This is a genomic window from Pedobacter westerhofensis (assembly GCF_900182595.1).
Classification (GTDB): domain Bacteria; phylum Bacteroidota; class Bacteroidia; order Sphingobacteriales; family Sphingobacteriaceae; genus Pedobacter; species Pedobacter westerhofensis.
Genome location: NZ_FXTN01000008.1, coordinates 237916 through 257572, shown reverse-complemented (window position 1 = coordinate 257572; position 19657 = coordinate 237916). Strand labels below are relative to the sequence as shown.

The following is a 19657-nucleotide window of genomic DNA, read 5'->3' as shown; positions in this document are numbered from 1 at the left end:
GGATAACATGTTAAATAAATACCTGATTACAGCTGTGCTTACATTAGGCATGCTGAATGCAAGCGCACAGAACAGCAAAGATATCATAGTGAACCCTGGTAAAGTTGTTTCGGCCCTGAAGCCGGAGATGTGGGGGGTGTTTTTTGAGGATATCAACATGGGGGCAGATGGGGGCATCTACGCAGAGCTGATCAAAAACCGTTCGTTTGAATTTTATAAACCTTTGATGGGCTGGTCTCCAAAGGGGGCTCAGCTTAAAGAAGGCGATTTACTGGTGTTGAACAGGAAAGAGAAGGATTCCAATAACCCGCGCTTTTTACATGTTAAATCGCGGGGAAGCAGTAAGGGCGACCTGAACATTAGCAATGAGGGCTTTAAAGGGATCGGTGTGAAAAAAGGATTGACTTACGACTTCTCTGTGTATTACAGACAGGCTGCGGCAGGAGTAAAACTTCATGCAGAACTGGTTGACAGTACGGGCAAGGTTTTGGGAAGCGCAGTGCTCATCCCGGAGCGGGCAGATAACCAATGGGCATTGCAGTCGGTAACTTTTACCGCATGTGAGACCGTACAAAAGGCAAAATTTACACTGTGGTTTGAAGGTACAGGCGAAATAGACCTGGATATCATTTCCCTGTTCCCGGGGGATACCTGGAAAAAGAGAAAGGGAGGCCTGCGCGGCGACATGGTGCAGATGCTGGCAGATATGAAACCAGGCTTTATCCGTTTCCCGGGTGGCTGCATTGTGGAAGGATATGATCTCTCTACGCGTTATCAGTGGAAAAAAACGATAGGCCCGGTAGAGAACAGGAAGCTGATCGTGAACCGATGGAATACAGAATTTGCGCATCGCCCTGCGCCGGATTACTATCAGACATTCGGGCTGGGATTTTTTGAATACTTTCAGCTGGCAGAAGATATCGGTGCTGAGGCTTTACCGATCCTGAACTGCGGTATGGCCTGCCAGTTTAACAGTGCTGAACTGGTGCCGCTGGATGAGCTGGAGCCTTATATCCAGGACGCACTGGACCTGGTTGAGTTTGCCAATGGCGATGTGAAAACCCCATGGGGCAAAGTACGCGCGGAAATGGGGCATCCGGCACCTTTTAACCTGAAAATGATGGGCGTGGGGAATGAAAACTGGGGCCCGCAATATCTGGAGCGGCTGGCGCTGTTTACAAAGGCAATGAAAAGCCGCTACCCTGAGATAAAACTGATCAACAGTTCCGGTACAGATCCGGAAGGAGAACGCTTTGACCTTTTGAATACCTCGCTGAGAAAGATGAAAGCGGATATCATTGATGAACATTACTACCGCGCGCCGGACTGGTTTCTGAACAATGCTACACGTTACGACAGCTATGACAGAAAAGGATCCAAAGTTTTTGCCGGAGAATATGCCGCGCAAAGCGTGGGGACCACTAAACCTACCAATAAAAACAACTGGCAGTGCGCTATTGCTGAGGCAGCTTTTATGACCGGACTGGAACGTAATGCAGAAGTGGTAAACATGGCTTCTTATGCTCCTCTTTTTGCACAGGCCGAAGGCTGGCAGTGGACGCCGGATATGATCTGGGTAGATAACCTGCATGTATATGGAACACCAAACTACTATGTACAGAAACTTTATTCTTTAAATAAGGGAACTGATGTGGTAAGTATTGAAGCGGATCATAGAGTGATTGCAGGCGAGGACGGGATTTATGCTTCTGCGGTGACAGACAGCAAAACCGGGGAGCTGATTGTAAAGCTGATCAATACTTCGGCTGCTGCGGTAACCAGAAATGTGGTGATTGAAGGAGGAAAGAAACCGGGCGCAAAAGGAAAGTTGACAGTGTTGCAGAATGCTAACCTGGATGCGGTAAACTCATTCAGCAATGCCATTAATTTAAGCCCGAAAGAACAGGTATTAAAAGTTAAGGGCAACAGTATTTCCCTGGCGATGCAGCCCTATTCATTTAATATTATCCGTGTACCGGTTAAATAGCTTATACATTGCAGTTGTAAGCAAAGCACAGCTGCAATGTTATTTTGTTTTTGTATCCTGATCGTTAATCTCCTGAAGGCTTAGGCCCAGCAGGCTCTTTGTTTTTGTGTAGGTGATACCTGCAACCAGAATGGTCATGCAACCCCCAAAAACTACGGCAGGAACGGTTCGCATCAGTTTTGCGGTAAGCCCTGATTCAAATGCCCCAATCTCATTGGAAGAACCGATAAACATGCTGTTTACGGCAGATACCCTTCCGCGCATTTCGTCGGGAGTGAGCAGCTGCATAATTGTAGACCTGATAATTACGCTGATACTGTCAAATGATCCTTCGAGGAATAAGAATATCAGGGTAACATAGAAATTTTTGGACAGGCCATAGCAGATAATACTGGTTCCAAAGCCCACCACAGCAATGAGGAGGTTTCTCCATGGCCTGTTCATAGGCGAAATCCTGGTCATAGCCAGCATGGTCAAGACCGCTCCTGCCGAGGCCGATGCACGCATCAAACCTAATCCTTCGGAACCAACCTTAAGAATATCATTTGCGAAAACGGGAAGAAGTGCCACGGCGCCGCCGAAAAATACAGAGAACAGGTCGAGGCTCATTGCTCCCAGCATCATCTTGTTCCTGAATACAAACTGTACGCCCTCAGTAAGGCTTTTCATGATGCTTTCCTTAGGGATATATCTTGGGGGATGCGATTTCAGAAAGAAGATGCACACCAGTGCAATGAATATAAAGGCGAGAATGATCAGGTAAGTAACGGTGATCCCGAAGAAACCATAAATAAGCCCCCCTGCTGCGGGGCCCAGTATGGAAGCCGACATATACGAGGAGCTGTTCCAGGTAGTAGAATTAGGATACAGTTCTTTTGGGATAATCTCTGCCATCAGAGAAAAGGTAGCCGGGCCAAAGAATCCACGCGCCATTCCGATACCGAAAACCATAGTATACATAATCGGGATGATATAGCTTACGGGGACATAGGCATGCATCTGACTGGAAGTAGCGATGAGCATGATCAGTGAACACATAAAAACACAAACGAATATTTTGAGGAGGAGGCCGCGTTTCTCTGATTTGTCAGCAATATAACCACCATAAAGTGCAATACTGATTGCGGGAATGGCCTCACATAATCCGATCAGGCCCAATGCCAGCGGATCTTTTGTCAAGTGATAAATATGAAAGCCAATGATAACGGCCTGCATCTGATAAGCGAAGGTAAAAAAGAAACGCATACCAAGGTAAGATCTGAATTCTCTGTACCTGAGGGCCGCATAAGGGTCCTGTTTGTCAATAATTTTGGGACTATCCAAGAGTAAATAATTTTTGGCAAATGTAGGTTATACATAAATAACACGCACTACTAATATGCAGAAGGGTTGTTATTTATGTATAATATTACTGCTACATGATCTTGTTATAAAAACTTTGATAAGCGGAGGCCATGTCCTCAGCCTGATTGATTGCTGCTGATGCCGCAATTCCGAAGATCCCCGTAGCCATCAGCGCGTCTACATCGCCAATGTTTATACCCCCTACAGCCAGTACCGGCATGTCAATTTCTTTTTCCTTTAGCAAGGATGCGACCGCGGCATAACCAGCGATCCCCAGTAAAGGCGAGTTGTTGGGCTTGGTGGTGGTGATACTAAAGGGACCACATCCTGCGTAATCTACACCTTCGGCAGCAAGCCTGAGTAAACCTTCGGCTGTGTTTGAAGAGCCTCCGATGGTGATGTCTTCGCCCAGTTCTTTGCGCAGGGCAACAAAGTCTGCATCCATATCTTCAATATGAAAGCCCTGGATATCTGCTTTCCTGTTTAGATGCGTATGATTGGTTACAATAAGGGTAGCACCCCAGTCGTCACAAATCTCAGCGATAACATTGATATCTTTTAAAAGCGCTTCATCATCCTTGCTAAGGCATCGGTATTGAATCCATTTAGCTCCGGCTTCGCAGGCAATCTGCGTCTGTTCAATATGAGTTAACTGATCGATATCGTGTGTGATGAACTGAAGTTTTTCTATGAATTTTTTCATAAGTCAATTTGTCTTGATACATCAGTAAATCTTTCACTTTATTTACTGATGTATTTTTCTGCGAAGCTACGCCTTTATTAAAATTTAACGTTGAGAGAAAGTAAAAAGTTGGCTCCAGCCTGCGGAAAGTAGAAGTTTTCATCAGTTCTGCTGCCAGCACTAAGGTAACCGTAGGTATAACCATTGCTCTCGTATTTTTTATTGAGAATGTTATTGGCCAGTAATCCGATATTCATATTCTTTACTCCTTTAAAGCTAAAGTCGTAACCCAACCGTGCGTTGTTTATCCAGTAACCATTCAGTTTTCTGTTTTCGTTTTGGGTATTGTCCATGTACTGTTTGCTTACATATTTGCTTTGCAAGGCTATGGCAAATCCGGCAACTGGTTTATAGACCAGTTCGCCAAACACGACAGTATTGGGAGAGAAAGAAATATCCGGGTTGCTGTAGTTGTTTACGATTTCCGTATTCGTATCATAATTGAAAATATATTCGGAAAAGTTCTTGATCTTGTTCCTGCTGAAAGCAGCATTAGCATTGATCAGGAAAAAGCGGCTTAATGTGTATGAGCCGTCAAATTCCACACCCAGTCTTGAACTTTTGGGAACGTTCTGGCGGATACTGGCCCCCACATCGCTTAATTTGCCGGTTACTACAAGCTGATCTTCGTAGAACATGCCGTAGACATTTACACCTGCGCTGAAATCCGAATGTTTGATCCTGTAACCTGCTTCTACATCATACAGGCGCTCGGGATGCGGGAGCGTGCCCACATTCGCATTTACATAATCATCGCGGTTGCCCTCTTTATTGGCAAGGCTCAGGGAAGCGTAGATATTGCTTTTTGGGTCTACGAAATAGGTTGCCCCTACTTTGGGATTGAAGAAATTGAGCTGATCATGGATATTGAGCGGCAGGAGGTCGTTATCATTACCTGTGATATCATATTTGATCCTTCTGTACTGCAGATCTGCAAACAAACTGAGTTTTTCAACGGGGTTATATGCTACTTTTCCAAAGATATTGAAGTCGTTTTTGTTGCCGTCACCATCATAATAATGATCGGAATTATTCAGTGTAGAAGATACCTGTGACCATGTCACCTGCCCGTAGTGCTGTCCGCGGTATTCGTTGTAGGCACCACCAAGTGTAAAGTTCAGATTAGAGGAGGCTTTATAATTAAACGCATAGGTAGCGCCGTAGAAATCATTATTCAGCCATCTTCTGCGCACGAGGTCTGTTGTTTCTACTGGTGCACCATTGATAACGGGATTGGGCAGCCCATAGGAAGAGAACTCCTGATCGTTTTTAAATTCCTCGTAGAAACCCCTTCCGTAGGTATAATGCAGGGCACCATTGAATGAAAATTTGTCGCCCAGTTGCTTGGCATATAATAACTGGTAATGATCCTGCTGATAATTATCATTCTGATCTTTATATAGGAATGAATTGTATTTTCTGCTGTCAGAGTTCAGCAGGTTAGCAGCGTCAGCTTCGTTAAGCCCGTTCCTGACGATATAATCGTTCATCCCCTGTACATCTCCGCGCAGACGTGATTCAGGCACTCCGTTCCATGACTGGTAGGTTTTTTCAGTACCAGAAAATACATTGATGCGCAACAGATCGGTTTTGCCATGGTAGGCGCCCGACAGGAAATAGGACTTCAGTAAGGAAGCGCCACGGTCTACGAACCCGTCAGAAGAGATTCGCGAAAGGCGGCCATCAAAGCTGAATTTATTATCAATCAGTCCTGTTCCCAATTTAACAGTATTCTTTAAGGTATTGAAAGAGCCATAGGTAGAATTGACCTCCGCATAGGGCGTTAATTCCGGTGCTGAAGTCTGGATATTTAAACTTCCGCCGAAAGCGCCTGCGCCATTGGTAGAAGTTCCCACCCCTCTCTGGATCTGTATGTTTTCGACAGAGGAAGCAAAGTCGGGCATATTTACCCAAAATGTTCCCTGGCTTTCGGAGTCATTCATTGGAATACCATTTACGGTAACATTTACCCTTGTGGCGTCACTTCCGCGGATCCGGATTCCCGTGTACCCCACGCCGGCTCCGGCATCTGATGTAACTACCACCCCGGGGGTATTGTTGATGATAAAGGGGAGATCCTGGCCAAAGTTATTGGCTGTGATCTCGGATTTACTGATATTCCGGTAGGTAGTCCCTGATTTTTCTGTGGCCCTTGTAGCCATTACGATTACCTCATCCGCAAGGAAAGAAGAGGGCACAAGGTTCAGGTTAACCGTTTGGTCGCTGTTCAGCTCAATTTCTTTCTGCAGGGTTTCATATCCGAGATAGCTGGTGATCAGTATATATTTTCCGGCTTTGATATTGCTGATCTGGTATTTGCCGGTGGCATCACTTTTTGTGGCCTTGCCAATGCCTTTGAGGAGGATGGTTGCTCCCGGTAAAAGCGTTTGATTTGATTTTTCGGATACGGATCCTGAGATGGTAAACTGCGCTTTAGTAAATAAAGGCGTGAGCAATACGGCTATTGCAAGTGTCAGTAATTTTTTCAATTTATTTATTGCATTTTAGTAAAACCTGCTGTAAAGAGGGGCAATACAGCATAATTAAACATAACTCCAATCCCTACGCCGGCATTACCCGGATCAGGTGCATATTTGATCAGAAGAATTACTCAACTGTTCAAATAATGGGTTTGATCTCAGCCTGTCTTTGTGTTTTTTACAAAACAAGGCACCCCTTTTGATATTGGCAAATGTATTAATTTTTTATTAAAATGCGCAATGTGGCTTTTAGTACCGCATTGCAGGACTGCCTGATGCGGTAAGGAATTGATCAATAGCGGCTACTGCGTTCTGAAACCTGTCTTCAATACCGCCCACCAGTACATAGTTTGCACCCAGGTTTTGCAGCTCTTTGTACCAGATGCTCATAAAATGCTCACGCATATGCGGGAAGTCGCGCAAAGGATCTTCTTCCCAGGGCAAATCGATATCCAGCAGCAAGTACAAGTCGTACGTTCTTTCGGTTAGTGCATCCAGCACAATTTGCGGGCTTTCGCCCAACATTTCATCACTCCAGATCTTGACGGTCAGAAATGTGGTATCACAAAAGATAAAGTCTTTTTCAGCCATAGCCAGTACAGATTCTTCAAGAGCTACCTGTCCATGGAACATATTGATCTCATCCTGCATGGTACAGGGTTCAGTAAGGGCAGCACAATAGTACCGTGCAAATTCTGCTACCCAGAGGGTATCGTAATGTTTTGCGAGTAACTTGGTGAGTGTGGATTTACCCGTGCTTTCCGGGCCTACAATTGCTATCTTCCTGATCATGCTGTTTCGGTGAGAGTGTTTTTCCATTCTTTATAGCCCATCCATGCGATATATATGTAAAGCGCATACATAATGGCTGTTGCATACAAATCTTTAGATACATATACGCCTACGTAAATGATATCCACAAATATCCAGATCAGCCAGTTTTGCAGGACTTTCCTGGCCAGGAATACCTGGGCAATCAGGCTGCAGGCTGTGCAAAAACTGTCAATAAAAGGAAATGCAGCATCAGTATTCTGCCGTAGAATAAAGCCCAGGATGAAGGTAAATACAACTATCCCGGCTATTGACAGGATTATTTCTTTTCCTGTAATCTGGCTTACAGGTGTTGGAGTGGTGTTATTTTTTCTGTTTTTAGTCCAGAAGTACCAGCCATAGGCATTCATTAGCAGGAAATAGACCTGCAGCCCCATATCTGCATATAACTTGCTGTCATAAAAAATGAAAATATAGATGATTACACTGATGACGGCTATGGGCCAGTTGAAGATGTTATTTTTCGCCGCCAGCCAAACACAAAGTATTCCGGTAAACACCCCGCACCATTCCAGCCAGCCTGTCTGAGTCAAAAATTGTACAATGCTGTCCTTTACCGCTTCTGCGAGTGATACCATATGCCAAATGTAATTATCCTTTGATTAATTTTGGGAGGAATATCAATATCAGTTTGGGGAAGAAGATTTTTTGTGAAAAAATCCGGCAGAGGTGAACGCCTCTACCGGACAATAAACCAAACAAACTATTTATGAAGAATACCCTCATGCAATAAATTGCAGAGGATGCTTTTATTTGTGTCCCGGCGAAGCGCTAAAGCTCAGCGAGGTCCTCACGCTGACATCAGTTTTCAGACTATCCCTCAGTACATATTCCATACGGACTTTGAGGGTGTTGCCTTTGATGTACTTATCAAAAAAACGTGAATTGTCGATGTCTAGTACGAGGTCTGAGTTAATATGTTCAGAAACATCGTTTCGTGACGCTACCATGACCTCATCACTTGTACCGTTTGATATGAACACCTTCACCGATTTAAACATGCCCATGCTTTGATTGTTTGGGTTGCTGGCGATCAGTCTTGCCGAGGCGATTTTTACATCTTTTATATACTGGTTTCCGTTTACGTTTCCGAGGGACTCATCAAAACTGCCTGCTGTACTGCTGGCTGATAATGTGGTATTGCTTTTTGAAGAAGCAGGGATAACAAGGGTAGTGGTGTAAGGGAAACTTGATTTGATAATTGATTGTACGGTACCGCATCCGCTGAATAAGAGCATAACAGCGAGCGCTGAGAATAACATTTTGTTCATGAAAATTAAATTTTTATTTTTCAATAATAACGAATAAAAGTAAATGCAGGTACTGTGGTGGAAAATAATGACCATGATCTGAACATGCATTTTAAGGCTAAACGCTTATTTATCCATTTTTTAAAAAATCTGAATTTTTGTCGCCTAAAACTGTATCTTTGCATCCCGACAGAACAGTCGGGATTCTTTAGCATAGCAACAACAATCTCGCCGGCTATCATGGTCTAAAATAGACCACATTTTTTACTTACAATACTTTAGACTTTTTAAAGCCTTATGCCTAAAGACACCTCCATACGTTCAGTATTGATCATCGGATCTGGACCTATTATCATTGGCCAAGCCTGTGAGTTTGATTACTCAGGATCTCAAGCCGCTCTCTCCTTAAAAGAAGAAGGAATTGAAGTTTCAATTATCAACTCCAATCCTGCAACTATCATGACTGATAAGGTTATTGCAGATCATGTTTATCTCAGACCATTAACAGTAGCTTCTATAGAGCAGATTCTGCAGGAACGCAAAATTGATGCTGTACTGCCTACTATGGGTGGTCAGACAGCCCTCAACCTTTGTGTAGAGGCAGATGAAAACGGTTTATGGGAAAAATATGGTGTCAGGATCATTGGTGTTGACGTAGCGGCCATTGAGAAAACTGAAAACAGGGAAGCTTTCCGCCAGTTAATGGTAGACATAGGTGTAGGTGTTGCACCTTCAAAAATTGCCAACTCATTTTTAGAAGGTAAAGAAGCTGCACAGCAAATAGGTTATCCACTGGTAATCCGTCCTTCATATACATTAGGAGGTTCTGGTGGAGGATTTGTCCATAAAAAAGAAGAATTTGATGCTGCCCTGAAACGTGGTTTAGAAGCCTCTCCAACACACGAAGTGCTGGTAGAAAAAGCAGTTTTAGGCTGGAAAGAATATGAACTTGAATTACTGAGGGACAGCAATGACAATGTGATCATCATCTGTTCTATCGAGAATTTTGATCCGATGGGTATCCATACGGGCGACTCGATCACTGTTGCTCCTGCCATGACGCTGTCTGACAGCTGCTACCAGGATATGCGTAACCAGGCAATCAAAATGATGCGTGCCATCGGTAATTTTGCCGGAGGATGTAACGTTCAGTTCTCCGTAAATCCTGATAATGATGATATCATCGCTATCGAGATTAACCCAAGGGTTTCGCGCTCATCGGCACTGGCAAGTAAAGCAACAGGGTACCCGATTGCTAAAATCGCTTCCAAGCTGGCCATAGGTTATAACCTGGACGAGATTGAAAACCAGATCACAAAAACTACATCGGCTTACTTTGAGCCTACACTGGACTATGTGATCGTAAAAGTACCAAGATGGAACTTTGATAAGTTTAAAGGTGCAAATATGGAGCTTGGCCTGCAGATGAAATCTGTTGGTGAGGTGATGGCAATTGGCCGTACTTTTATCGAAGCCTTGCAGAAAGCCTGTCAGAGTCTTGAAGTAGGACGTGCCGGACTGGGTGCTGACGGCAGACATAACAGAAATATCGAAGAGATCATGTATGGCCTTGAGCATGCAAGCTGGAACCGTTTGTTCCTGATCAAGGATGCAATGAGCATGGGCGTACCACTGGAGTCTATCCGTAAAGTAACCAGGATCGATAAATGGTTCCTTTCACAGATCCAGGAACTGGTATTCCTTGAAACTGAATTAAAACGTTATTCGTTAAATAATATACCAAAAGACTTCTTCTTTAACCTGAAACAAAAAGGCTTCTCTGATATCCAGATCGCTTATTTGCTGGGTAATGTAACAGAGGATGAAGTGTATGACCGCAGAAAATCTTTAGGGATCAGACGCGTGTATAAAATGGTTGATACCTGTGCTGCAGAATTTGCTGCACAAACGCCATATTACTACTCAACTTTTGAAGAGGAAAACGAATCTGTCCCTTCAGACAAGAAAAAGGTCATCGTACTTGGATCAGGCCCGAACCGTATCGGTCAGGGTATCGAATTTGATTACTCATGTGTACATGGTTTGCTTGCTGCCAAAGAAAGCGGATTTGAGTCGATCATGATCAATTGTAACCCTGAGACGGTTTCTACCGACTTTAACATGGCCGACAAGCTATACTTTGAGCCTGTGTTCTGGGAGCATGTACGTGAGATCATCGAACTGGAAAATCCTGTAGGGGTTATTGTACAGCTAGGTGGACAAACAGCACTGAAAATGGCTGAGAAGCTTCAGGAGAACGGTATTAAGATCATCGGTACTTCGTACAATGATATGGACATCGCTGAAGACCGCGGCCGTTTCTCTGACTTGTTAAAAGAACTTGAGATTCCTTATCCGAAATATGGTGTTGCAGAAAATGCTGAAGAAGCGATCGTTGTAGCAAATGAAGTAGGATACCCGGTACTTGTACGTCCGAGTTATGTATTGGGCGGACAGGGAATGAGCATTGTGATCAATGATGAGGACCTTGAAAAAGCAGTAGTGAAATTGCTGGGTGATTTGCCGGGCAACAGGGTACTGATTGACCACTTCCTTGACAGGGCAGAAGAAACTGAGTCTGACTCTATCAGTGATGGCGAGGATGTGCACATTGTAGGTCTGATGGAACACATCGAGCCTGCCGGGATCCACTCAGGAGATTCATTTGCTGTATTACCGCCATTTGGACTTTCTGAGAAAGTGATGAATGACATGGAGACTTACTCTAAGAAAATTGCAAGAGCATTGAATGTAATTGGTTTGTTAAACATCCAGTTTGCCGTTAAAGATGAGAAGGTATATGTAATTGAAGCTAATCCAAGAGCTTCCAGAACAGTTCCTTTCATCGCTAAGGCTTACGATGTTCCATATATCAATATCGCTGCCAAGATCATGTTAGGTGTAAACAAACTGAAGGATTTTACTATCGAGCGCAAGCTGGTAGGGTATGCGATTAAAGAACCGGTGTTCTCTTACGACAAATTCCCTGAGGTAACCAAGGAGCTTGGCCCTGAAATGAAATCGACAGGAGAATCTATCCGTTTCATCAAAGATCTGGAAGATCCTTATTTCAAAAAGTTATACAAAGACAAATCAATGTACTTGTCTAAATAATATCTTTAAATGTATTAGAGCCTGTAAGTTCCGACTTACAGGCTTTTTTATTTTACGGAAGCTTAGCCGAACAATAAAGAAAACACATCTTCAATTTTGCTGACGCCGGTTACCTCTATGTTGTACTTCTCCAGAACCACGCCTTTCAGGTTATAGCTGGATACAAAAATGCGTTCAAATCCCAATTTGTCTGCTTCAGAGATTCTTTGTTCAATACGGTTTACTGCCCTGATTTCTCCGGATAAACCCACTTCTGCCGCAAAGCAGATCTTGGAGGAGATGGAAATATCTTCATGTGAAGATATAATTGCGGCAAGTATAGCCAGGTCTATAGCTGGATCTTCCACTTTGATCCCACCTGCAAGATTCAAAAATACATCCCGGGTACTGAGCCTGAACCCGCATCGTTTTTCCAGCACGGCAAGCAGCATATTCATCCTACGGGTGTCAAAGCCTGTAGCAGACCGCTGAGGCGTTCCATAAGCGGCAATGCTGACGAGTGCCTGTGTTTCTATTAACATCGGCCTGGCGCCTTCTAAAGTAGCAGCAATCGCAATACCACTGAGCTCTTCATCGCGCTGCGACAATAGGATTTCTGAGGGGTTTGACACTTGTCTTAAGCCACCGCTGTGCATTGCATAAATACCCAGTTCTGCCGCTGCCCCAAACCTGTTCTTTACAGAACGGAGAATACGGTAAACGTGATGCCTGTCGCCTTCAAACTGTAACACGGTATCAACCATGTGTTCCAGTATTTTCGGGCCGGCAATAGCTCCGTCCTTGGTGATATGGCCAATCAGGAATACTGGCGTATCTGTTTCCTTTGCAAAGCGCATTAGTTCTGCCGTACATTCTCTCACCTGGGAGACACTGCCCGGGGTAGATTCGATATGTGCAGAATGCAGGGTTTGAATGGAATCTACGATAATAATATCTGGTTCCAGTGCTTCAATCTGTTTGAATATGTTCTGTGTTGAGGTTTCGGTAAGGATATAACAATCTGCAGTGGGTGCGCTAGTGATCCTCTCTGCGCGCATTTTGATTTGCTGTTCACTTTCCTCGCCCGAAACGTACAATACTTTTTTTCCTGCGATGTTTAAGGCCAGCTGCAGCATCAGGGTTGATTTTCCTATGCCTGGTTCTCCACCAATAAGGATGACAGATCCCGCTACAAGTCCGCCCCCAAGTACACGGTCGAGCTCCAGGTCGCTGGTAGAGATCTTCTGCTCGGTTGATGAAGCGATATCTGCCAGCTTGTTTGGTTTGTTTGATCTTTTGGACGATCCTGAGGTTTCCCAGGCGGGTACTTTAGCTCCGGGTTTTTCAACTACTTCTTCTACAAAAGTATTCCAGGAATTGCAGGAAGGGCATTTGCCCAGCCATTTTGCTGATTCATAGCCGCAACTCTGACAAAAATATGCTGATTTGATTTTAGCCAACTGATTTGATTTAGAAAACGAATTTACTGATTTAATAAATGAAATGGTGTAAAATAACTAAGCCCGGCGCTTATTCAGGCCAGGCTTGGTTATGATGTTTTGAACACGAGCTCTACAGCTTTATTTCTTCGTCTTTGGAAGAGATAAAATGGAACTCTGTTAATGTGTAAGACGGAACCGCCTTCACTTTAATTTTCTGGCCGAATTTAAAGAACCATTTCCATTGTAATGAATAAATACCTTTTTTGATGAAGGCTTCAATATAAGGATGTACACAAAGTGTGATGTTCTTTTCGTTCTGCTCTCTTAAAATGTAATTCATGTTACTCTCAATATCATCCATCAGAACGATACTTGCTTTGATCTCTCCTGTACCATGGCACATCGGACAAACTTCGCTGGTCACGATATTCATTTCCGGACGAACACGCTGACGTGTGATCTGTACCAGGCCAAATTTACTTGGCGGCAGAATAGTGTGTTTTGCACGGTCCAGCAACATCAGTTCCCGGAGATAATCAAATAACATTTTGCGGTTAACAGGTTTGTGCATATCGATAAAATCGATGACCACAATTCCGCCCATATCACGCAGCCTCAGCTGGCGTGCAATTTCTTTTGCTGCTTCCTTGTTTACCTGAAGCGCATTGTCTTCCTGATTTTCTTTGTTAGCAGTTCTGTTACCACTGTTTACATCTACTACGTGTAGTGCTTCCGTGTGTTCAACAACGAGGTAAGCACCACCCGCAAGGTTTACCGTCTTACCGAAACCATTTTTAATTTGCTTCTCGATGCCAAAATGATCGAATATTGGTTCCTTATGTTTGTAAGGTTTTACAATTTTCTCCATTTCCGGAGAAATCTCATGAACATAAGAACGGATATCCTCATAGAGGCCGGCATCGTTCACATAAACATTGGTGAAGTCTGAACTTAAAATATCGCGGATCAGTGTTGATGTACGGTCCATTTCTCCCCAAACACGTTTGGATGGTTCTGCTTCGGGCAATTTTTTAATAAATGTGCTCCACTTGGAAACAGAATCCAAAAGGTCTTTCTGTAATTCTTCTACTCCCTTACCTTCAGAAACAGTCCTGATGATGACACCAAAATTTTTAGGCTTGATACTTTCAATAATCTTTTTTAAACGATTACGTTCGGTATTGCTTTTAATCTTTTTTGAAATAGAAATTACATTAGAAAATGGGACCAGCACAATGTACCGTCCTGCAATAGATAGATCAGAGCTTAAACGCGGTCCTTTAGTTGAAATAGGCTCTTTGGCTATTTGAACAGGTATAAGCATGTTTTTGGAGACAACTTCAGATATTTTGCCAGCCTTATTGATATCGGCTTCAAGCTTTAAATTGTCTAATAATGTTCCACTAACAGTGCCATTCCGCTTAATTTTTGTAAGCTTCAATAAAGATTGAACTTGCGGACCAAGATCGAAATAATGCAAAAAAGCATCTTTCTCATAACCAACATCTACAAACGCAGCATTTAGTCCCGGCATAATCTTTTTTATGCGGCCTAAATAAATGTCGCCTACGGCGTAGTTTGTGTTAATCTGTTCCTTATGAAGTTCTACAAGTTGTTTATCTTCAATCAAAGCTATGGTTACTCCCGTGGGAGATGAATCGATAATTAATTCCTTTACCAAAAGCTATACATTTTAAGGGAATACTCCCTTATTAAACACATGGACTGAATAAATAAAAAAACAAATCAACGAACAATAGATACAAAGAGTAAATCCTGTATCTATCATCCGTTGATCGTAAAGAAAAACTATTTTTTCTTATGTCTGTTTTTTCTTAAACGTTTTTTACGTTTGTGGGTAGCCATTTTATGTCTTTTTCTTTTTTTACCGCTTGGCATAATTTGTAAGTTTTAAATATTTTGATAATCTGTTTATTAGTTTTTGGTGTTCAGCTCTTTAACCTTCTTGTCGATAAAATTAGACAAGGTAGCATTGGCTGCCAGTTTTTTACTGTTCAGGTAAGCATCAACTGCTTCCTTGTTTTTGCCAAGGTTCTCATAAGCTGTAGCCAGATAAAAATAAGCATCTGGTGATGGCTTTATGGCGATGATATCATTGAACCTTGTAATTGCTTTGTCGAACTGTCCTGATTTGATCGCAAAGGTACCAAGGCTCATATTTGCCTTGAGGTTCTTAGGATCTTTTTTCACTACGTCCAGTAACATTGCTATCCCTGACATTGGGGCGCCCATTCCATTAACAATGGTAACACCGAGGCCGGTTTTAGCTTCAAGATTTGTTGAATCCAGTGCAACAGCATTCGTATACGCTGTATTTGCTTTCTGTAACAATACAGGAGAGATTAAACTATCCTGGGTATTGTCAAAAGCTTTCATCAACCTGCCGCCAGCGGCCAACCAGCTATTCAGGTTTTTCTCTCTTGCGGCAATGATTTCCAGATATAACGCGCTCGGTACAGTCTGCTCAACGTCGTCCCATTTCTCTGCCAGAACCTTTGCTGCATTATTCTTTTCATCATCCGATGCAGTATTGTATGCATTTTCCAATGTAGTAATTTCTGCAGCTAAGTTGGCATTGATTGAATTTTTTGCAGCGGTAGAAACCTCTGTCAAATTAATAGTACTCCCTGCTGAAGTCAGTTGCCCACCCGCGGGAACGCCGGTAGTAGCCTGCTTCGGCTTCACTAAACCCTTAATATCTCTGGTAAACAAAAAAACCGAAAGCAGTGCAACTGCTCCAATTATAATGATTTGTTTAGACCGGGTTTTGTTCATGATGAGCAGATTAAGCTTCTACGCTTAGTTTTTTTGAATTGTTTTTCACTTTATCAACAAATACTTTTGCTGGTTTAAAGCTTGGTACAAAATGCTCAGGGATAATGATTGCAGTGTTTTTAGAAATATTTCTGGCTGTTTTCTGTGCTCTCTTTTTAACAACAAAACTTCCAAAACCTCTCACGTATACGTTCTCTCCACCGATCATGCTACTTTTGATCACTTTGAAAAACGCCTCAACGGTTTCTTGTACATCTACTTTCTCAATTCCTGTTTTTGTTGATATTTCTGAAATAATATCTGCCTTAGTCATATTTTCTATTATTAATTGTTGTGTGTTTAATATTTATAAGTGATTTGGGGTTGCAAAAGTATTGCTTTTTAATGAGATAGGAAAATAAAAGATCAATTATTTATGTGAATTTATATCAGCGAATTGCAAGTTTTAAAAAAAATGACTCCAGACCTGCTTCACGTAACTTTGCATTTCGGTAATTCCAATGTGAAATTTATGCGGTGTAAATATTAAATTTTGAATAATTTCTGGATTAGAATGTACTTTTGGAGTTATGGCGTTTCAGCAAGAGATTATAAATTGGTATTTAAGCAACAAAAGAAGCCTTCCATGGAGAGATACGCAGGACGCCTATATCATATGGCTATCCGAAATTATCCTGCAGCAGACGCGCGTAGAGCAGGGAATGCCCTACTTTAACAGGTTTCTCGAAGCATACCCTACGGTACTGGATTTTGCTGCCGCCACTGAGACAGAGATCCTTAAGTTATGGCAGGGACTGGGCTATTACTCCAGGGGACGGAATATGTTGTTTACTGCAAGACAGATCATGGAACTTCATGACGGTGTTTTTCCTGTACGGTACAGTGACCTGATCCGGCTCAAAGGTATAGGGGAATACACCGCTGCTGCTATTTCTTCTTTTTCTTCGGGGGAGGCTAAAGCTGTTCTGGATGGAAATGTGTTCAGGGTGCTATCAAGGTATTTTGGAATTGATACGCCGATTAACAGTACCGGCGGTAAAAAACAATTCTCCGAACTGGCACAATCTTTAATTCATTTGGAAGACCCGGCATTATACAATCAGGCAATTATGGAATTCGGCGCCCTGCAGTGCAAACCAAAATCTCCCGATTGCCCGTCCTGTCCGCTGCAGGTTTCCTGTTATGCAAAAAATAATAATTTAATTTCTGTGCTTCCCGTTAAGCTCAGGAAGCTGACTGTAAAGACCCGTCACATCAACTATTTTATCTGTCGCGATGGCGATAATATTTTAGTTAATAAAAGGATTTACCAAGACATCTGGCAGCACTTATTTGATTTTCCGAACATTGAAACTACTGAGGCTGCCAGTGTTAATGATGAACAATTTATTAATAAGGTTAAACAAAACTTTGGTAAAAATGTTACTATTCTTCCGTTGATGGAAGTCAAACATTTGTTGACACACCAAATTATATACGTTCAGTTTTTTGCTTTAAATAATTATATCATTAACTTTAATATTAACGCAGAAGCAAAGTGGGTCTCATGGGCCGACTTTGACCAACTTCCGCAACCAACAATTCTAACCAAATTTATTAACAACTATTTTAACGAATAGTAAACTCCAAATTCATGTCAGGTATTAACAAAGTAATTTTAGTAGGACATTTAGGCAAGGATCCTGAAGTTCGTCACTTAGATGGTGGTGTAACCGTTGCCAGCTTTCCGTTAGCTACGTCAGAAACTTATAATAAAGACGGCAAGCGGGTGGAGCAAACGGAATGGCATAATATAGTGCTGTGGAGAGGACTGGCTGAGGTAGCATCCAAATATTTACAAAAAGGTAAACTCGTTTATATAGAAGGGAAACTGAGAACGCGATCGTTTGAAGACAGGGAGAAAGTAAAAAAATATGTTACAGAAGTTGTTGCAGAAAATTTTACAATTCTTGGCCGCAAGAGTGATTTTGAGAATACTCCTGTGCACAGCAATGCAACTCCAAAGAGCGAGAATGAATATCTTGATGCTGAAGAGGTGTCCGGAGACCTGCCGTTTTAACAGTGGATATCAAACAGAAAAGGCCGCTCAATTAAATTGAAGCGGCCTTTTCTGTTTTGTAATGTTTGATTTGTTATTTCGTGCCTGTTTTTACGTAATAAATGTTTAGCCTGATCTTCCTGTTATTGGTATTATTGAAAGATCCGATGACAACCCTTCCTGCTGAGGTTTGAGTTGGATAAGCATAGTTTGCTAATGCAGGTGCTGAAGCTGCTGCAGTAAGCTGTCCTGTGCTGTTCAGAAAAGATACAGGGGTAGCAATAGTTGAAATAGGAGCAATATAAGTTCCATAGTCAATTGTTTTTCCGTCTACTAAATCCTGAACATAGTTAGTAATGTTGAAGGAATAGCTGTTCTGAAGATATCCGCTTTTGATAAACCTGTAGAAACCATCAAATGAAACTCCTGAAGTTGAGACACGCTGATCACCGGATGTATTGGATGACGAATAAGGATTATTATCTGCAATATTCTGTCTCTGGCCAGCGATATCAAGTCTGTACATCGCCAGGCGTGGTGGTATTTTAAATGGAATAGAATCTGCAGGATCACTGCTGTCAATCACCAGTTCTGCTTTGTTGATCACTATTTTAGATCCCAGGTTTGTAACCAGATTTTTTAAACCAGGAAAGGCAATTTTAGTCCTGATACCATTCATGGCCTGCAGGTAAGTTACCTGATATTCACCTGGGGTATTGATCTGTGTTGCAACCGGAGTATTGGCATAATCATGTACAACTGTCGCTGCCACAGGATTAACCGATGTGCTGATTGCAAATGCTTTGTAAATGGTGTCGATCTGGGTTGTGGTCGTTGCGTTCTGTTGTTTATAATAAACTTCGAGGTTAGATGTACCGCTCGCAAAATCCAGGAACATCATACTGCCGTTACCAGTTGTTGTTGCTGTCACTTTTAATCCCCTGAATGCGGCATTGAATTTTGCATCTGTGGTAAGGCTCAGCGAATCCAGCATTGCTATTTTGGTTTTAATAAGATCCGCGCTCAGCTTAATCCTGATCTGCGGAACTGTTTTAATCAGCGTATCAGCGCCACCAGTAACAATTGTAGTTACTTTACCTTTGGTGTTTGGTTTTAGTATACCAGAATATGTACCGAGTACATCTCCTGCCGCATAAGTTTTAGTGCTTAACCATGAACCTTGTGTAGACAGGTTTTCTGCAAGCTGGCTCACGGTGATATTATAATTAGCTGTGCTGTCCCCATAAAATTCTCGTCTTCTGGCGTAGACAGAGTCTGTTGAAAATGCCAGTACCAGCACTGCCGAATCAATAGTTACAGGAGTAGTACTAAAACTGGTGGCAGTAGAAGAAGGAAGGTTTACCGACATAGCAAGGCTTGCCGTGGTTTTTCCGAAGATGGCATCCGTCATCATTCCAAGAGGGTATCTCGTTGGATTGGCAGTTGAGCCTGCTCCGTAAAAAGTTTGTGTAGGATCGTCTTTAACAGTTCTGGATGTTACAGTAACCGTATCAAGAAGTGTTCCTGTAATGGCAGTAGTACCATCTACATCTAATCCGATGCTGCTTGAGTCTTTACAAGACGAAAAAAGAAAAAGACTTATCAACAGGGTCAATAAGTCTAGTTTTGAAAATTTCATATTTAATTTAATAAT

General features: G+C 42.5%; 15 protein-coding genes. 4 read left to right on the top strand and 11 right to left on the bottom strand.

Annotated elements, in window-relative coordinates; genetic code table 11:
• Positions 1 to 7: 7 nt before the first annotated feature.
• Complete coding sequence (locus FN831_RS16920) at positions 8 to 1987, top strand: alpha-L-arabinofuranosidase C-terminal domain-containing protein (RefSeq protein WP_142529368.1); 1980 nt, start codon at positions 8 to 10, stop codon at positions 1985 to 1987.
• Between the two features lie 39 nt (positions 1988 to 2026).
• On the opposite strand, the gene FN831_RS16915 is transcribed toward FN831_RS16920, so the two are convergent.
• The 6 genes from FN831_RS16915 to FN831_RS16890 form a co-directional block, all read right to left on the bottom strand.
• Positions 2027 to 3310 carry an MFS transporter gene (locus tag FN831_RS16915; RefSeq protein WP_142529367.1) on the bottom strand — a complete coding sequence of 428 codons (1284 nt, stop codon included), beginning with the start codon at positions 3308 to 3310 and terminating at the stop codon, positions 2027 to 2029.
• A gap of 91 nt (positions 3311 to 3401) precedes the next feature.
• The gene (locus FN831_RS16910) at positions 3402 to 4034 is read right to left on the bottom strand and encodes a thiamine phosphate synthase (protein ID WP_142529366.1); all 633 of its coding nucleotides are present in this window, start codon (positions 4032 to 4034) and stop codon (positions 3402 to 3404) included.
• Between the two features lie 77 nt (positions 4035 to 4111).
• A complete protein-coding gene (locus tag FN831_RS16905) occupies positions 4112 to 6562 on the bottom strand; it encodes a TonB-dependent receptor (RefSeq protein ID WP_142529365.1) in 2451 nt (816 codons plus the stop codon).
• 240 nt (positions 6563 to 6802) lie between these two features.
• Positions 6803 to 7345 carry an AAA family ATPase gene (locus tag FN831_RS16900; RefSeq protein WP_142529364.1) on the bottom strand — a complete coding sequence of 181 codons (543 nt, stop codon included), beginning with the start codon at positions 7343 to 7345 and terminating at the stop codon, positions 6803 to 6805.
• Positions 7342 to 7962 (bottom strand): nicotinamide riboside transporter PnuC, encoded by a 621-nt coding sequence (gene pnuC / locus FN831_RS16895; RefSeq protein WP_142529363.1) that lies wholly within the window; start codon positions 7960 to 7962, stop codon positions 7342 to 7344. The genes FN831_RS16900 and pnuC overlap by 4 nt, the downstream gene beginning before the upstream one ends.
• A gap of 171 nt (positions 7963 to 8133) precedes the next feature.
• A complete protein-coding gene (locus tag FN831_RS16890; RefSeq protein ID WP_142529362.1) occupies positions 8134 to 8655 on the bottom strand; it encodes a hypothetical protein in 522 nt (173 codons plus the stop codon).
• 276 nt (positions 8656 to 8931) lie between these two features.
• On the opposite strand from FN831_RS16890, the gene carB reads away from it, so the two are divergent.
• Positions 8932 to 11748 carry a carbamoyl-phosphate synthase large subunit gene (gene carB / locus FN831_RS16885; protein ID WP_142529361.1) on the top strand — a complete coding sequence of 939 codons (2817 nt, stop codon included), beginning with the start codon at positions 8932 to 8934 and terminating at the stop codon, positions 11746 to 11748.
• A 62-nt stretch (positions 11749 to 11810) separates the two neighbouring features.
• Here carB and radA read toward each other — a convergent pair whose 3' ends face one another.
• The 4 genes from radA to FN831_RS16865 all read right to left on the bottom strand — a co-directional run bounded on the left by radA (position 11811) and on the right by FN831_RS16865 (position 16278).
• Positions 11811 to 13187 (bottom strand): DNA repair protein RadA, encoded by a 1377-nt coding sequence (gene radA, locus FN831_RS16880; protein ID WP_142529360.1) that lies wholly within the window; start codon positions 13185 to 13187, stop codon positions 11811 to 11813.
• 112 nt (positions 13188 to 13299) lie between these two features.
• The gene (locus FN831_RS16875; RefSeq protein ID WP_142529359.1) at positions 13300 to 14850 is read right to left on the bottom strand and encodes an Rne/Rng family ribonuclease; all 1551 of its coding nucleotides are present in this window, start codon (positions 14848 to 14850) and stop codon (positions 13300 to 13302) included.
• A 254-nt stretch (positions 14851 to 15104) separates the two neighbouring features.
• Complete coding sequence (locus tag FN831_RS16870; RefSeq protein WP_185960515.1) at positions 15105 to 15965, bottom strand: tetratricopeptide repeat protein; 861 nt, start codon at positions 15963 to 15965, stop codon at positions 15105 to 15107.
• A gap of 10 nt (positions 15966 to 15975) precedes the next feature.
• Positions 15976 to 16278, bottom strand: coding sequence for an HU family DNA-binding protein (locus FN831_RS16865; protein WP_041883022.1), 303 nt, complete (start codon positions 16276 to 16278; stop codon positions 15976 to 15978).
• A 256-nt stretch (positions 16279 to 16534) separates the two neighbouring features.
• Between FN831_RS16865 and mutY the strand changes: the two genes are divergently transcribed.
• Both mutY and FN831_RS16855 read left to right on the top strand, forming a co-directional pair.
• Positions 16535 to 17584 carry an A/G-specific adenine glycosylase gene (gene mutY, locus FN831_RS16860; RefSeq protein WP_142529357.1) on the top strand — a complete coding sequence of 350 codons (1050 nt, stop codon included), beginning with the start codon at positions 16535 to 16537 and terminating at the stop codon, positions 17582 to 17584.
• Between the two features lie 14 nt (positions 17585 to 17598).
• Entirely contained in the window at positions 17599 to 18024 is a 426-nt protein-coding gene (locus FN831_RS16855; RefSeq protein WP_142529356.1) for a single-stranded DNA-binding protein, read from the top strand.
• 73 nt (positions 18025 to 18097) lie between these two features.
• Here FN831_RS16855 and FN831_RS16850 read toward each other — a convergent pair whose 3' ends face one another.
• The gene (locus FN831_RS16850) at positions 18098 to 19642 is read right to left on the bottom strand and encodes a DUF4270 domain-containing protein (RefSeq protein WP_142529355.1); all 1545 of its coding nucleotides are present in this window, start codon (positions 19640 to 19642) and stop codon (positions 18098 to 18100) included.
• Positions 19643 to 19657: the final 15 nt, after the last annotated feature.

Excerpts from the sequence above, each read along its gene's own strand:
- FN831_RS16920 (WP_142529368.1), top strand. The coding sequence starts at position 8 with ATGTTAAATAAATACCTGATTACAGCTGTGCTTACATTAGGCATGCTG.
- FN831_RS16910 (WP_142529366.1), bottom strand. The coding sequence starts at position 4,034 with ATGAAAAAATTCATAGAAAAACTTCAGTTCATCACACACGATATCGAT.
- FN831_RS16900 (WP_142529364.1), bottom strand. The coding sequence starts at position 7,345 with ATGATCAGGAAGATAGCAATTGTAGGCCCGGAAAGCACGGGTAAATCC.
- pnuC (WP_142529363.1), bottom strand. The coding sequence starts at position 7,962 with ATGGTATCACTCGCAGAAGCGGTAAAGGACAGCATTGTACAATTTTTG.
- FN831_RS16890 (WP_142529362.1), bottom strand. The coding sequence starts at position 8,655 with ATGAACAAAATGTTATTCTCAGCGCTCGCTGTTATGCTCTTATTCAGC.
- carB (WP_142529361.1), top strand. The coding sequence starts at position 8,932 with ATGCCTAAAGACACCTCCATACGTTCAGTATTGATCATCGGATCTGGA.
- FN831_RS16870 (WP_185960515.1), bottom strand. The coding sequence starts at position 15,965 with ATGAACAAAACCCGGTCTAAACAAATCATTATAATTGGAGCAGTTGCA.
- FN831_RS16865 (WP_041883022.1), bottom strand. The coding sequence starts at position 16,278 with ATGACTAAGGCAGATATTATTTCAGAAATATCAACAAAAACAGGAATT.
- mutY (WP_142529357.1), top strand. The coding sequence starts at position 16,535 with ATGGCGTTTCAGCAAGAGATTATAAATTGGTATTTAAGCAACAAAAGA.
- FN831_RS16855 (WP_142529356.1), top strand. The coding sequence starts at position 17,599 with ATGTCAGGTATTAACAAAGTAATTTTAGTAGGACATTTAGGCAAGGAT.
- FN831_RS16850 (WP_142529355.1), bottom strand. The coding sequence starts at position 19,642 with ATGAAATTTTCAAAACTAGACTTATTGACCCTGTTGATAAGTCTTTTT.